Below are 14695 nucleotides of genomic sequence, written 5' to 3'. Positions count from 1 at the left end.
AGCAATGATGTGGACAACGTGCGTGCGACCCCGCCGGGCGACACCTCCGTCGGGGCACGGGTGCCGGGCTCACAGGGTCGTCCCGGCACCCGCCGGTACACTCGGTGAACGTGTCTACTCTGAAGGCCTCTGATGACGGTCGTTGAATCAAGCCGAACTGTCGCCCCGCGGGGTGGCGGTAGGGCCGCCGACCGTGGCTTCAGGGCCGAGGTGCAGGGTCTGCGTGCGCTCGCCGTCCTGATGGTCGTCACCTACCACGTCTGGTTCGGCCGGGTATCCGGTGGGGTCGACGTATTCCTTCTCATCTCCGCGTTCCTGCTGGCGCTGTCGTTCCTGCGCAAGGTCGAATCCGGGAGGCCGCTCGATCTCGGCCGCCACTGGCTGCACCAGTTCAAGCGCCTCCTGCCCGCCGTCGTCGTGGTGATCCTCGGCACGCTCGGTGCCACCTATCTCCTCGTACCGAGGTCACGCTGGCCCGACATCCTCGAGCAGGCCTGGGCCTCGTTGTTCTATGTCCAGAACTGGGTCCTCGCCTCCAATGCCGTGGACTACTACGCCGAGGACCACAGCCTCGCGAGTCCGCTGCAGCACTTCTGGTCGCTCTCGGTCCAGGGCCAGGTGTTCATCCTGTGGCCTCTGCTGTTCGTCCTCAGCGCACTGGTGGCTCGGCGCTTCCGCCTGCGGTTCCGCGGCGTCGTCCTCCTCGTGTTCGGTGCGCTGTTCCTGGCGTCGCTCGGTTTCTCGGTCTGGGAGACCGCCACGAACCAGGCCTACGCCTACTTCGACACGCGCGCCCGCCTGTGGGAGTTCGCTCTCGGTACGCTCCTTGCGCTTGCCCTGCCTTTCCTCCGGCTGCTCGGGGCCCTGCGGATCATGGCGGGCTGGGTCGGTGTCGGCGCGATGCTCAGTGGAGGATTCCTGCTCGATGTGCAGGGCCAGTTCCCCGGCTACGTGGCCCTCTGGCCGCTCCTGGCGGCCGCTCTGGTGATCGTCGCGGGCCAGACCGGTAGTGCTGTCGGAGCTGACCGTCTGCTGTCATCGAGGCCGCTGGTGCGCATGGGCGACCTCTCGTATGCCCTCTACCTCTGGCACTGGCCGGTCCTGGTGCTGTTCCTGATCTGGCGCGGTCAGCCGTCGCCGGGGGTCCTGGGCGGCGTGCTGGTGATCGCCGTGTCGCTCGTCCTCGCCTACCTCACCATGCGCTTCGTCGAGCGGCCGCTGCGAGCCCTGGTCTGGGCGGACAAGCGCCGTCGCCGCGCGCTGCTGGTGGTGGCCGTCAGCACGGCGCTCGTCGCAGCACCGCTGACCCTCTGGCAGCAGGCGATCACGCAGCAGGTCCGGGAGAGCGCCGCGCATGCCGACACGAACAATCCCGGTGCGCTGGTGCTTGATCCGCTCCTCGACCTGTCCGCCCCCGAGAACGTGCCGCCGATCCCTGCGACCACCGAGCTGAGCAAGGAGTACTTCCCGCTCGATCGGGTCTGCGAAGGAGCGGACGAACCCGACGACGAACTGCTCCGGGGCGAGTGCTATGTCATAGTGCCGCCGTCGGAGCCTGTGCGGGAGATCATCGTTGTCGGCGACTCCCACTCCCAGCAGTGGTCGACCCCCCTGGCCGAGATGGCGCAGGAGCGGGGCTGGAAGATGACCTTCGTCCTACTGGGAGGATGCAAGTTCGGGTCCGGCCCCGAAGGACGCACGCCGCAGTGCGAGCAGTGGAACGCGGCGGTGACCGACTACGTGCTGGCCCAGGCGCCCGACCTCGTCTACACGGTCGGTACGGTCGCCAGGAGCGACGATCCGCAGGATGTCCTGCCCGCCGGGTTCCCCGCGACCGCGCGGATGTTCGACGAGCGCGGTATCAAGGTGGCAGCCGTCCGGGACAATCCGCGCTTCACCTCGAACAGGGTGCTCTGCGTCGAGACGCAGGGTGTGGACAGTCCTGCATGCAACCCTCCCCGTTCGACGACCCTCACCGACCAGCCCCCGGTCGACGAGCTGCTCGCACAGGCCCCGAACGTCGCCTTTCTGGACTTCACCGACTATCTCTGCCGGGAGGATGACTGTCCAGCCGTCGTGGGCAACGTCTTCGTATATATCGACGACAACCACGTCAGCGCCACGTACCTCAGATCCATGCTGCCGATCTTCACCCAGCGGTTCGACGAGGCGGTCCGCCTGTAGGGCAGCCGCGCCGGGCTCCCCGGTCCTGCCGCCCCTCCGGTTGGGGGGCGCTCAGCTTCCGTCGGGTAGCCTTGAGCGGGCATGTCCGTCGTCAGAATCAATTCAGGAGCACTTGTGAACGTTGACCTCGTTGTCGTCGGGTCGGGCTTTTTCGGCCTGACCATTGCGGAAAGAGCGGCCACCCAGTTGGGCCTCAAGGTGGCTGTGCTCGACCGTCGGCACCACATCGGCGGCAACGCGTACAGCGAGAACGAGGCCCACACCGGTATCGAGGTCCACCGCTACGGGGCGCACCTGTTCCACACGTCGAACGAGCGTGTCTGGGACTATGTCCACAACTTCACCGAGTTCACCACGTACGTCCACAAGGTCTACACCCGGCACCGGGGTGAGGTCTTCCCCATGCCGATCAATCTCGGGACGATCAACCAGTTCTTCCGCACGGCTCTCGGCCCGGCGGAAGCGCGGGCACTGATCCAGGAGCAGGCAGGCGAACTGGCGGGTACGGATCCCCAGAACCTGAACGACAAGGGTATCCAGCTCATCGGGCGGCCGCTCTACGAAGCCTTCATCAAGCACTACACGGGCAAGCAGTGGCAGACCGACCCGAAGGACCTCCCGGCGGAGATCATCTCGCGGCTGCCGGTGCGCTACACCTACGACAACCGGTACTTCAACGACAAGTACGAGGGATTGCCGGTCAACGGCTACACCGCGTGGATCGAGCGGATGGCGGATCATCCCAATATCGATGTGCACCTCAACACGGACTTCTTCGACGAGGGTCACGAGTACTCGCGGTCGACGACGCTCGGCCAGGTTCCGGTCATCTACACCGGTCCCGTCGACAGGTACTTCGACTTCGCCGAGGGAGACCTCTCCTGGCGGACCATCGACCTCGAGGAGGAGGTACTCCCCGTCGAGGACTTCCAGGGATGTTCGGTGATGAACTACCCCGACGAGGAGTCTCCGTTCACGCGCATCCACGAGTTCCGCCACTTCCATCCGGAGCGTGACTACACCAAGGACGCGACCGTCATCATGCGCGAGTACTCGCGATTCGCCGAGAAGAACGACGAGCCGTACTACCCGATCAACACGTCGGAGGACCGCGCGAAGCTGCTTGCGTACCGCGACCTGGCGAAGGGTGAGAAGTCCGTGCTGTTCGGCGGCCGCCTGGGGACCTACAAGTACCTCGACATGCACATGGCGATCGGTTCCGCGCTCTCGATGTTCGACAACAAGGTCACGCCCCATTTCACGAGCGGACAGAGATTCGAGAGCGGCGGAGTCGACGCATGACCAGCAAAGCGTCGGAGGACGTCGGGAGCACGGCCGGAGCGGGGACGACCGCATACCAGGTCGTCCATAAGATCGTGCTCCCGGTCGAAGGGGACACCGATGTCCTGCCCCTCTATGTGGACTTCAATCCGGCGAGACGCGTGGTCGACCCGTCACGACGTGCGATCCGTCTCGGGGCACCCAAGACGACGCCGGCGTTCCCCGTACTGAGCCACCAGAGGTCCGACTTCATCGCCGGACGTACGAGCCTGAAGCTGCCAGCGCACCGGAGGGTGTCCCTCGGCACGTATTTCAACGCCTTCCCGGCCAGCTACTGGCGCCGTCACACCCCCGTACGCACCGTTCGACTGCGCGTCGAGGTGGATCTCGGGGCGGGCAGCGAGGCATCGGTCATCGTCTACCGCTCGAGTCCACGCGGCACGTCCAACAGGGTGGAGAGTGCGACGACGACGGCGAGTGGTGAACTCGTCTTCGATCTGCCGCTGGCCTCGTTCGTCGACGGCGGCTGGTACTGGTTCGACCTCGTCGCGCACGACGAGGAAGTCACCCTGTCCCGGGCCGACTGGTCCGTGCCCGCAGCGTCGGCGCGCAGCCAGGGGTCCCTCTCCATCGCGGTGACGACCTTCAACCGCCCCGAATACGCGGTGCGGCACATGCACACCCTTGCCAGTGACCCGGATCTGCTCGAGGTCCTGGACCGCCTGATCATCATCGACCAGGGCGACGACAGGGTCGCGAAGCAAGGCGCCTACCCAGCGGCCGCGGAGCGTCTCGGTGATCGGTTCCGCCTCGTGGAGCAGGCGAATCTCGGAGGTTCGGGTGGGTTCGCGCGAGGGATGGAAGAGGCCCTGCGCGACGAGGACAGCGACTACGTCCTGCTGCTCGACGACGACGTGAGCATCGAGACCGAAGGCGTAATCCGCGCCCTGCACTTCGCGAACTACACGACCGATCCCACGATCGTGGGCGGCCACATGTTCAACCTCTACGAGCGCGCGGTCCTCCACACATTCGGCGAACAGGTGGATCGCCGGCGTTTCTTCTGGGGGCCGGCGGCGAAGAGTCTCGAGGGCCACGACTTCTCCGAGCGCAATCTCCGGATGACTCCATGGATACATCGCCGGGTCGATGTCGACTACAACGGATGGTGGATGTGTCTGATCCCTCTGCACATCGTCCGTGAGATCGGGCTCGCCCTACCGGTCTTCATCAAATGGGACGATGCGGAGTACGGGGTGCGCGCGCAGAAGGCGGGCTTCACCACCGTCACGCTCCCCGGCGCCGCGGTGTGGCACATGCCCTGGACGGAGAAGGACGACACGATCGACTGGCAGGCGTACTACCACCAGCGCAACCGGTGGGTCGCCGCGCTCAGCCACTCGCCCTTCGACCGCGGGGGCAGGATGCCCTTCGAGAGCCTCGCACTCGACGTCCGGCATCTCCTGTCGATGCAGTACTCCGCCGTCGCCGTCCGCATCCAGGCCCTCGACGACGTCCTCGAGGGACCCGCGCACCTCCATGCGACCCTGGGGGAACGTCTCCAGTGGGTCAGGACGACCCGGCGCGAGTTCACGGACGCTCGGGTCATGCCGAACCGGTCCGACTTCCCCGCGGTGCGGGAACGGAAGAACCAGCAGCACATCCAGGAGCCCGCGACGGTCCTGGAGTCCCTCGTCCGCGCGGCCCTTGCGCTGATCTCCCAATCGCGGCCGGTGCACGCCGACGCGGCAGAGCGACCCGCAGCGGAGATCCCGGCGATGGATGCGCGCTGGTGGCGACTGGCGCGCTTCGATTCGGCGTTGGTCACCGCCTCCGACGGGACAGGCGTGTCCTGGTACAGGCGGGACCGTTCGATGTTCTTCTCCCTCCTCGGCAAGACGCTCTCGCGGCACTGGAAGCTCGTGAGCAACTGGTCGGAACTGCAGGGACGGTACAGCGACGCCCTGCCCGACTTCACCGGTCGCCAGGCCTGGACCAGGACGTTCCGCCGGTACTCCGGGGAGATCGAGGGAGACACGGCAGATTGAGCAACGGGGTGCGGGGTTCCGCGGCGGACCTCCCGGGCGCCATGCAGACACCTGGTGCTGGCGGCGGACTCGCAGCCGTCCTCAGGAACAGATTCCTCCTGCGGCTTCTGGTGCGGAAGGAGATACGGGTCCGCTACCGCGGGTCGGTGCTCGGACTCCTCTGGTCCTACCTCAAGCCGCTCCTGCAGTTCTCCGTCTACTACGTCGCGCTGGGAATCTTCCTCAACCTGCAGGGCACGACCGAGAACTACGCGATCTACCTGTTCTCAGGGATCGTCCTCATCAACTTCTTCACCGAGGCCTTCGGTAACGCGACCCGATCCATCGTGGAGAACCGGGACCTGATCAAGAAGATCTACCTTCCTCGTGAGCTGTTCCCCATCTCGGCCGTCTGGGTCTCGGCGGTGCACTTCGTCCCGCAGGTCCTCGTCCTCGCGGGCGCCTGTCTCGTGGTGGGATGGCGTCCCGACATCCTCCAGCTGTTCCTGGTCCTCGTCGGCTTCCTGATCGTCGCCTGTCTCGCCAGTGGGCTCGGTCTCCTCTTCGGGGCGGTGAACGTGTACTTCCGGGACGCGGAGAACCTGGTCGACATGATTCTCATGGTCGTGACATGGGCGTCTCCCGTCCTGTACAGCTGGGTCCTCGTCAGTGACGCTCTCGGCAGGTGGTTCTTCCTGTACCAGCTCAATCCGATGACCGTGGCGGTCGAACTCTTCCACGTCGGGTTCTGGGTACCCACCCTCGGAGACGGGGCGGCGGGTTCCGCCTCGATGCCAGGTCTCCTCGGTCTGTGGGTACCCGTGGCCGGGGCCGTCTCGCTGCTGGTCCTCGTCCTCGGCCAGTTCGTCTTCCGGCGACTGTCGGCCAACTTCGCGCAGGAGCTGTAGAGATGTCCACCGACGCGATCGTCGCCACCGGCCTGCGGAAACGGTTCGTCCTCCGCCATACGCGATCGCTGAAGGAGGCCTTCGTCTGGTTCGTCCGCGGGAGGAGGGGCGAGCTCGTGCAGAAGTTCAATGCACTGGACGACGTCGGCTTCACGGTGCGCACGGGCGAGACGGTCGCCCTCCTGGGCCTCAACGGATCCGGCAAGTCGACGCTTCTCAAACTGATCTCCGGGGTGCTTCAGCCTGATGCAGGAGTCATCCGTACCCGAGGCCATCTCGCCGGGCTCATCGAGGTCGGGGCGGGCTTCCACCACGATCTCAGCGGGAGGGAGAACGTCTACCTGAACGGCGCCATCCTGGGCATGTCCCAGCAGGACATCGAGGAGCGGTTCGACTCCATCATCGACTTCGCCGAGATCGGCGAGTTCATCGACACCGAGGTGAAGTTCTACTCGTCCGGGATGTACCTCCGCCTCGCCTTCTCGATCGCGGTCCACACCGATCCGGACATCTTCCTCGTCGACGAGATCCTCGCCGTCGGAGACGAACCCTTCCAGCGCAAGTGCCTGGCGAAGATCAGGGAGCTCGCGGCGGCGGGGAAGACGCTCATCGTCGTGAGCCACGATCTCGACCTGGTGTCCAGTGTCTGCGAGCGCGGGATCCTCCTCGAGAACGGACGGCTCGTGAAGGACGGCGACGTCGCCTCCGTCGTCGCGGAGCTGAGGCAGCGCGCGCGCGAGCACTAGGAAGCACGAGCGAGCACAAGCGAAGGCCGGGGGCCACCGGAGACGGGGCAGGCTCCGAATGCAAGCATTTCAGGAGAGGGAAGAATAGTGAGAGACGAGATCGCCGGCACGGCTCCGGTGACGAGCAGACGGGCCGTCGTCCTGGGGTTACTCGGGTTGCCGTTCATCGCCGCGGCGTGCACCAGCAGCCCCACGGAGGAGACCGACGCCCAGGACGCCGTCTTCCCGATCGAGGTGCGCCACCATTTCGGCGTGACGACCATCGCCGACCGGCCGGTCCGGATCGCGACGTTCGGTGTCGCTGCGGCGGACGTCTGCCTCTTGCTCGGGATCGCGCCCCTCGGCATGCCGGGATCGAACTCCACCCCCTGGTACAACCTGGGGCGCGTCGCCGAGGAGGCGATGACGCCGGTGCTCTACCCCGACGAGCTCGACCTGGCGCTCGCGGCGATCGAGGATCTCGAGCCGGATCTGATCTTCACCCTCGGCGCCGACATCACGCGTGACGAGTACAGCAGGCTGTCCGACATCGCGCCGGTCGTCCACGGGCCCGGCGAGGGAAAACCCTCCTGGCGTGAGACCGTCGACCAGGTCGCACGGACCATCGGTCGCTCCGGGAGGGGCACCGAGCTGATCCGGGACACCGAGCAGCGCATCCGGGAGTCGACCTCCGACTATCCGGATCTGCCCGGGACCACCTTCCTCGCGGTCGAGGCGTTCACGGCGGCAGGAGCGGACCTCGGGGTCTACGACGGCGCAAGCGGACCGGTCGGCATCCTCGAGGAGTTCGGTATCAGCGCTGCCCCGTTGCCGGCGGGCCTGGAGGAAGCCGAGGAGTTGGTGGACGACGTCTTCGGGCGGGTCGGTCAGGTTCGGTTGCCCCGCACCCGGGCGGAGGGACTCCGGGCGGACGTCCTCGTCCTGGTCGCGGAACGACGGCGGGCCCAGGAGTTGGCGGACGAACTGGCGGGGGATCTCGACCCGGCCGTGCAGGTCGTCCCCGCCCCGAAGGACGAGATGGGCGCTGCGATGATCATGGCGTCGCCGCTCAGTATCGACTGGCTGGCGCGGAACTTCGTTCCCGTGCTTGCAGAGGCAGCGTTCGACGCGCGCCAGTAGTCCGGCGTCCGGGAGGGCGTCGGCCGCCGGAACCCCCGTCGTCGGCGTGTCAGCGGTGGGAGGTGAACCGGTCAGCTGCGGAGGTCGGCAGCACCAGCTGTCGTCGTCGCGCGCTGTCCATCGTCTCCTCCGGTTCGAGGACGCCCCCAGCTTCTGGGTGGACGAAGCGGCGACGATCAGTGCCATCGATCTCAGCCTTCCCGACCTTGTGCGCATACTGGGAAACGTCGGTGTCGTCCACGGCTTCTACGACCTCGTCCTGCGCGCGTGGGCGCCGCCGTTCGGCCTCTCCGAGTTCGCGCTCCGTGTGCCGAGGCTGATCGCCGTCGGCCTGGCCGCGGAGCTGATGGTCGCCATCGGACGGCGGATCGGGAACGAGGGGCGCCGCTCGTCCGAGGAGACACTCGGCTACCGCGCGGGGGAGCGCTTCGACGGTACCGGCACCTCGGTGGTCCGATTAGTGCGCGACGGTGTCGCCGGTAGTTGACGATCAGGCTGTTCCGGCAGCACCATCCGACCGGTTCCGGCCCGAGGCCATCGGCCGGATCCGCTCGCCCGGGCGATCATCCACGCCCCGCCATCCGGCTGGGATCGGCGAGGGCGGGAGCGCGCACCGCCGGGGTGATTCCACCGGCAGGCGAGCGCCCCGTCACGATCCGGTGCAGGCGTCCACACGGTAGAGACGGGCGTCGCCCTCTTCAGCCACGAGCGAGATGCCGGGGGCACTCTGGTCCTCCAGGGCCCGGAAGCCGATGTAGGGTTCGTCGCCCGGAACGATCTCCTGGTCGCCGAAGTCGAGGGCCCAGTACGCTCGCTCGCTCTCGATGGCATCACAGACCGCCACATTGAAGCCTGCTTCGTCCCAGTGATCGAGGAGCGCCTGCTCGGCGTCGGTGCGCTCACCGAAGATATGGGGCGCGATGGTGCGTCGATCGGCGAAGGCATACACGAGGGAGGCGCCGGTCCGGGGGTTGCCGACGATCACGTCCCCGGGCGGCACGAGGTCGGGGACGCGCTGCAGCAGCGCCAGCTCGTCGGTCGTGAGGAGTGGGGAGTCCTCCTCGAGTGCGAACACCTCCTCCATCCTGTCCTGGACGCCGGCCAGGGTCCCGCCCTGGGTCCCCAGTCCGAGGACGAGGAGGACCGCCACAGCTGCGAGTGGACTGCCCGTCACCGTGGGCACCGCTCCCCGCACCTTTCGGGCGATCGACGGGTTCGCACTGCGGATCGCGCCCTCACCCTCGACCGCCTGCGCCTTCCGTGTCCGCCGCAGGAGACCCGTCAACCACTCCGCACCGAGCACACTCAGGGGGAGTGTCACGACGGGCAGCAGCGCCGCGAGGCGGAAGCTGTCGTTGTACCAGACGCCGGTCAGGAAGGTCCGGAACCAGCCCAGGCTCCAACTGGACACGACCATGTAGAGCACGCCCCCGACGACGAACATCATGAGGATCCACCACATGGTGCGGAACTGGCGGGCTGCGACATAGATCCCGGCAACTGTGAGGATCAGGAGTACCCATGCGGTGGTCGCGCCCATCGGTGCACTTCCGAGCACCTCGCCGATCGCCCGGGCGTTGGACTGGAAAGGTGTCCAGGGGGCGAAGGCCAACGACGGCCGGACCTTCAGCCATGCCACGAGCGTGATGCCCGCATACACGACGAACAGGACCCCCCAGAGCACCGGGCGTGATCCCTCGCTCTTCGCGTCCTGGATCTCCCTGACCGCCCGTCCTGCGACGACCGGTCCCGCGAACGCCAGAAGGGCGATCAGCGTGCTGGGATGGGCGAGGGCAAGGCCCGGGAGGACTGCGGCGGCGAGCAGGCCGGCCGAGATCGACAGCGAGCGGCGGCGGGCGGGGGTCATGCCGAGAGCCTCGACGGCCAGTCCCAGGGCGACCGGCAGCACGGCGATCGCGGCGTGGTTCGGGTAGAGGACACCGAACGCGACCATCATGTAGGGAAAACCGCTCATGCCGGCGCAGAGGACGCCTGCAGCGAGCAGGGGGATGGGCCGGTAGCCCACGATCCGGCTGATCAGGAATACGCAGGAGAGGGGCCAGACCAGGGCTCCCAGGGCGATGGTGCCCACATTGACGGCGACAGGGACAGCCGTACCGGTCATCATGACCACGAGTGCCATGAGATCGTGCATGGCGGCGGGGTAGAAGGCCTGCGATCCCTCGGTCAGGTTCCCGAGAGTCAGCGCTGAGCCGTTCTGGGTTTCTGCGATGTGCCGGATCGCATTCAGGTGGTACACGTTGTCGAACGTCTGCGAGAAGTTCCCGGGTGCGTCGAACGCTGCGATGTATCTGGTGCCGATGATGGCTGCGGGGAAGGCGATGGCGACCGGGACGAGCATCCGCACGACCCAGGCCGGGAGGCTCTCCCTCGGCAACGGCTGGTTGTCGACGAGGGCCACGTCCCCGTAGCGGCGGACCGATGCGAAGCCGGCGGCGCCCTTCGTGAGCAGGATTCTGCGCGCCAGCAGCACCGCTGCGGCCAGGCACACCGAGAAGACCAGGTAGGACACAGGGTTGTAGGCCACGCCGATGAACGGCAGCACGACGGCGAGGCATGAGCCGATGGACATCGATATCGGAGCGGACAGGGCGGCCAGACTGAGCCTCCTGACGCCGGCTGCCGCCAGGACGAGGAGTCCCGGCCCGAAGAAGACGAGCAGCGTGCTCGCGAAGGCAGGGGCAGTGGCCCACCAGCTCATATGGTCATTCTCCTCGTCGTGGTTCGGCGGGCCGCGGCCGGAGGATTCAGCGCCGGTCCTGCGACGGTGTCATCGCCCTCCGTGGCCCTTCCGAGCCGGGACATCCGGTGGCTTGCTCGAGGTGCACCAGACCATGATCGGCGGCTCCCGCGGGGTCAGCACCGGGGTCGCAACGCCTATTGCTATGATTGCACATCATGGGTAACAGACCGCCTTCCGGCATCCTGATCGTCATGCCTGCCTGGAATGAAGCAGAGGCGATCGGCGACACCATCAGGGACATCAAGCGGGTGGAACCCGATATGGACATCCTCGTGGTCGATGACGGATCACGGGACGACACGGCGAGGATCGCAGAAGACGCCGGAGCCGTGGTGCTGAGGCTTCCCTTCAATCTCGGAGTCGGCGGCGCCATGCGCACCGGTTTCAAGTACGCGCTGCGCAACGGCTACTCGGGTGTGATCCAGGTCGATTCGGACGGCCAGCACATGCCGGAGGACATCGCGAAGGTGCTGCAGGGGCTGGAGTCGGCCGACATCTCGATCGGAGCGAGGTTCGCGGGCAAGGGGGAGTACCAGGCCAAGGGACCGCGGCGCTGGGCGATGTCCCTGCTGGCCCGGGTCATCTCCCGCGTGGCCGGTACCAGGCTGACCGATGTCACCTCGGGTTTCCGCGCTGTGAATCGGCGGGGGCTGCACCAGTACATCGAGCACTTCCCGGCGGAGTACCTGGGAGACACGATCGATTCCCTCGTCGTCGCCCTGAAGTCGGGCTGTACCGTGACCCAGGTGCCCGTCGAGATGAGGGTGCGCCAGGCCGGTACTCCCAGCCAGAGCCCGTGGAAGGCCTCGATCTACCTTGCGCGCTCGGGCCTGGTCCTCTGCTTCGCCCTCGCCCGCAGGAGAACCATGCGTGACTACCAAGCTCCCTCGACCGGGGACATAGCAGGAGAAGGACCCGTACCAGCATGAGCGTGGCATTCTCACTCTTCTCATCGATCCTCATCGTCGCCGTCGTCCTCATGATGCTGCGCAACGGCAAACTCCGTGAGAAGTATGCGATCCTCTGGCTCGTCATCGGCTCCCTCACGATCGTCCTGGCGCTGTTCCCCAGCCTCCTGGAATTCGCTGCTGACGCGGTGGGCGTGATCGTGCCGTCCAACCTGCTCTTCGCACTGTCCATCCTCCTGCTCGTGGGAGTCTCCCTGCACGTGTCACGCGAGCTGACGATCCTCGAGGACGAAACACGGATCCTCGCCGAAGAAGTGTCGATCCTCCGGGCGGCAGTAGAGCGGCTGAACGACCCCAAAGCCACCCCTGTCCCCGGGCACGGGGCCGACAACCCGATGAACTTTGACCAGCAGAGGAAAGATTGATGACTATAGACGTGATGTTCCCCTACTACGGGGACGTGGCGATGATGAAGGCGGCCGTCCGGTCCGTCCTGGACCAGGACCACCGGGACTTCGTGCTCACCATCGTGGATGACGGATTTCCCGACGATTCGCTGCCGGCCTACTTCAAGGACCTGACGGACACGGACGAACGCGTCCGGTACTTCAGGAACGAGGTGAACCTCGGTGCGAATGCGAACTACCGGAAGTGCCTGTCGCTCATCGAGCACGACTACGTCGTGATCATGGGCGCGGACGACCTGATGCTCCCCAATTACCTCTCGGTGGTGCACGAGGGTTTCTCGCGCCAATCCGTGGACATCATCCAGCCGGGCGTGGACGTCATCGACGAGAACGGGACCATCTACCAGCCGGTCGGCGACCGCGTGAAGAGCTACCTCCGGCGCCGGCTCGTGGGGGAGAGCGCGAGCGCTGTCGTAGCAGGGGAACCGCTGGCCGCCAGCCTTCTCACGGGTGACTGGCTGTACTTCCCTTCCCTTGCGTGGCGCTCGACGGCCATCACGCGGCACAGTTTCAGGGAGCAGTACGACGTGGTGCAGGACCTTGCACTTGCCACCGACATCATCATGTCGGGCGGGAAGATGCTCGTCCTGGCGGAGACCTGCTTCCAGTACAGGCGCCACCGTGAGTCGGATTCCTCCGTGCGTGCGCTCGACGGTCGGCGCTTCGCCGAGGAGCGCGCTTTCTTCGACGAGTGCGTGAGGGACTTCCAGCGGCTCGGCTGGAACCGTGCAGCGACGGCTGCGAGCCGTCACGCGTCGTCGCGGCTCCACGCGCTGACCCTCCTGCCTCAGGTGGCCCGGCGCCGGATGTGGGGTGGCCTGCGTAAGCTGACCGCCCACGCCCTCACCAGATAGCGGTGTCCAGCGGGTCCGCAGCACCGCAGCCCGAGCAGGCCCGCCCGACCGTTTCCGGTACCTGGTACCTCGTCGGGTCGCTCCTGCAGGGGCTGGGCCTGCTGCTCATCCAGCCCTTCGCGATCCGTATCCTCGACGACCGGCAGTGGGGAATCGTGTCCACCTCGGTCGTCACGATCCAGGTGCTGGTGGTACTCATCTCGGCCGGCCTGCCGCTGGCGATCACGAACATCTGGTTCGCGCGGGAGCGCGGACAGGATCGGTCGCGTGCCATGTACGGATTCATGGTCCTCGCCTCGGCCGCCCTGGCAGTCGTCGTCGTCCTGTGCCTCCTCCTCCTCGGTGCTTTCGGGTCGGGTGGACCGGCCCCGAGCACGGTGCTCGCGGTGATCAGCGTCGGGGTGCTCGGGTCCGTCCTGGGTGCGCAGGCCGTCCTGAGGGCGCAGAACAGGCCCGGGCGCTTCGTGCTCCTGAGCATCGGCTCGTCCGTTCTGGCGAACCTGCTGGGCCTGGTGGGCCTGATCCTCGTCGCGCCCACCGCTGAGGTCTACCTGGGCGCCTACACCCTCGCCGTCGTCCTCACGGGTGCCGCGGCACTCGTCCTCGCCCGGCCGCGCCTGCCCTGGAGGGTTGCCGGTTCCAGTAGAGAGTCGATCAGGATCGCCGGCCCGCTGCTCCCGCACACGGGCGCGCTCATGCTGCTCACCCAAGGGTCCGTCCTGATCCTCGCCTATGCCGCGACCGTCGAGGACGCCGGCAGGTTCGGAGCCGTCCTCATCTTCGCGCTGGGGCCGATCACGATCCTGAACGCGCTGAACAATGCCTGGTCGACGCGCATGATGTCCGCGGCGCGCGGCGAGCTGGTGGCAGCCACGCGACGCGTGTCCGTCGAAGCCATCGCCTGGTCGACGGGAGTCGGACTGCTCGCCTCCTCCGGGGCGGTGGTCGGGTCCACCATCCTGTCCACCGAACCCGAGATCGTCCGGCCGATCGCTGCTGCCCTCCCGTTGGTGTCCATCGGGTACGCATTGTTCCTCGTGACCTCGAACCTCCTGTACATCGACGACCGCACCAGGCGCCTCGCCCTCGTGACACCCGGCGTCCTGGTGGCGATCGCCCTGCTGGCCCTCTGGCCCGCGTCACGATCGGAGGTCGTGGTCGTCGCGATGGTGCAGGTGCTCGGGTTCGTGGCCCTCGGACTGCTGACGTACGCGCTCGTCCGCAGGTCCGACGCGGGCCGGAGTCTTCCGCTCCCCTCCTTCGGCGGTGCCTTCGGGGTCCACGTGGTCGTCGTCCTCCTGCTCGGTCTGGTGCCGTTCGGCGTTGTGGCCGGCATGGTCCAGGCGGCAGTCGTCGCCGCACTCCTGGCGGGGGCGCTGTTCCTCGCACGGTCCCGACGCACCGCAGACAGAGCGACGTCGAGTTCCTGAGCTGCGG

At 66.9% G+C, this 14695-nt stretch carries 12 protein-coding genes; 11 read left to right on the top strand and 1 reads right to left on the bottom strand.

The annotated features are described in order from the left end of the window. The first annotated feature begins 132 nt into the window (after positions 1-132). The 7 genes from NVV32_RS11375 (at position 133) to NVV32_RS11345 (ending at position 8752) form a co-directional block, all read left to right on the top strand. The gene (locus tag NVV32_RS11375) at positions 133-2184 is read left to right on the top strand and encodes an acyltransferase family protein (protein ID WP_422390235.1); all 2052 of its coding nucleotides are present in this window, start codon (positions 133-135) and stop codon (positions 2182-2184) included. A 114-nt stretch (positions 2185-2298) separates the two neighbouring features. Next, complete coding sequence (glf, locus tag NVV32_RS11370; RefSeq protein WP_055768758.1) at positions 2299-3486, top strand: UDP-galactopyranose mutase; 1188 nt, start codon at positions 2299-2301, stop codon at positions 3484-3486. Next, complete coding sequence (locus tag NVV32_RS11365; RefSeq protein ID WP_055768760.1) at positions 3483-5513, top strand: glycosyltransferase; 2031 nt, start codon at positions 3483-3485, stop codon at positions 5511-5513. Before glf ends, NVV32_RS11365 begins: the two co-directional genes overlap by 4 nt. 41 nt (positions 5514-5554) lie before the next feature. Further along, positions 5555-6400 carry an ABC transporter permease gene (locus NVV32_RS11360; RefSeq protein WP_055769357.1) on the top strand — a complete coding sequence of 282 codons (846 nt, stop codon included), beginning with the start codon at positions 5555-5557 and terminating at the stop codon, positions 6398-6400. A gap of 2 nt (positions 6401-6402) precedes the next feature. After that, on the top strand, positions 6403-7146 hold the full coding sequence (locus NVV32_RS11355) for an ABC transporter ATP-binding protein (protein ID WP_055768763.1): 744 nt from the start codon (positions 6403-6405) through the stop codon (positions 7144-7146). 87 nt (positions 7147-7233) lie between these two features. Further along, positions 7234-8265 (top strand): ABC transporter substrate-binding protein, encoded by a 1032-nt coding sequence (locus NVV32_RS11350; protein WP_055768765.1) that lies wholly within the window; start codon positions 7234-7236, stop codon positions 8263-8265. Between the two features lie 208 nt (positions 8266-8473). After that, entirely contained in the window at positions 8474-8752 is a 279-nt protein-coding gene (locus NVV32_RS11345) for a hypothetical protein (protein ID WP_055768769.1), read from the top strand. Between the two features lie 162 nt (positions 8753-8914). On the opposite strand, the gene NVV32_RS11340 is transcribed toward NVV32_RS11345, so the two are convergent. After that, positions 8915-10987 carry a DUF6541 family protein gene (locus NVV32_RS11340; protein WP_422390234.1) on the bottom strand — a complete coding sequence of 691 codons (2073 nt, stop codon included), beginning with the start codon at positions 10985-10987 and terminating at the stop codon, positions 8915-8917. A gap of 197 nt (positions 10988-11184) precedes the next feature. Here NVV32_RS11340 and NVV32_RS11335 point away from each other — a divergent pair, with 197 nt between their 5' ends. Genes NVV32_RS11335 through NVV32_RS11320 form a run of 4 tightly spaced genes read left to right on the top strand, consistent with a single transcriptional unit; the run spans position 11185 to position 14688 of the window. Next, positions 11185-11958 (top strand): glycosyltransferase family 2 protein, encoded by a 774-nt coding sequence (locus NVV32_RS11335; protein WP_055768775.1) that lies wholly within the window; start codon positions 11185-11187, stop codon positions 11956-11958. Further along, positions 11955-12362 (top strand): DUF2304 domain-containing protein, encoded by a 408-nt coding sequence (locus NVV32_RS11330; RefSeq protein WP_055768777.1) that lies wholly within the window; start codon positions 11955-11957, stop codon positions 12360-12362. The genes NVV32_RS11335 and NVV32_RS11330 overlap by 4 nt, the downstream gene beginning before the upstream one ends. Further along, positions 12362-13258, top strand: a complete 897-nt coding sequence (locus NVV32_RS11325) for a glycosyltransferase family 2 protein (RefSeq protein WP_055768780.1) — start codon at positions 12362-12364, stop codon at positions 13256-13258. The genes NVV32_RS11330 and NVV32_RS11325 overlap by 1 nt, the downstream gene beginning before the upstream one ends. A 2-nt stretch (positions 13259-13260) precedes the next feature. Continuing rightward, a complete protein-coding gene (locus NVV32_RS11320; protein ID WP_422390233.1) occupies positions 13261-14688 on the top strand; it encodes a lipopolysaccharide biosynthesis protein in 1428 nt (475 codons plus the stop codon). Positions 14689-14695 lie beyond the last annotated feature (7 nt).

It is taken from the genome of Arthrobacter sp. N1 (assembly GCF_048288285.1).
In the GTDB taxonomy this organism is placed as follows: domain Bacteria; phylum Actinomycetota; class Actinomycetes; order Actinomycetales; family Micrococcaceae; genus Arthrobacter_D.
Note: the sequence above shows the minus strand (reverse complement) of the source record. Positions and strands in the feature narration are given on the sequence as shown.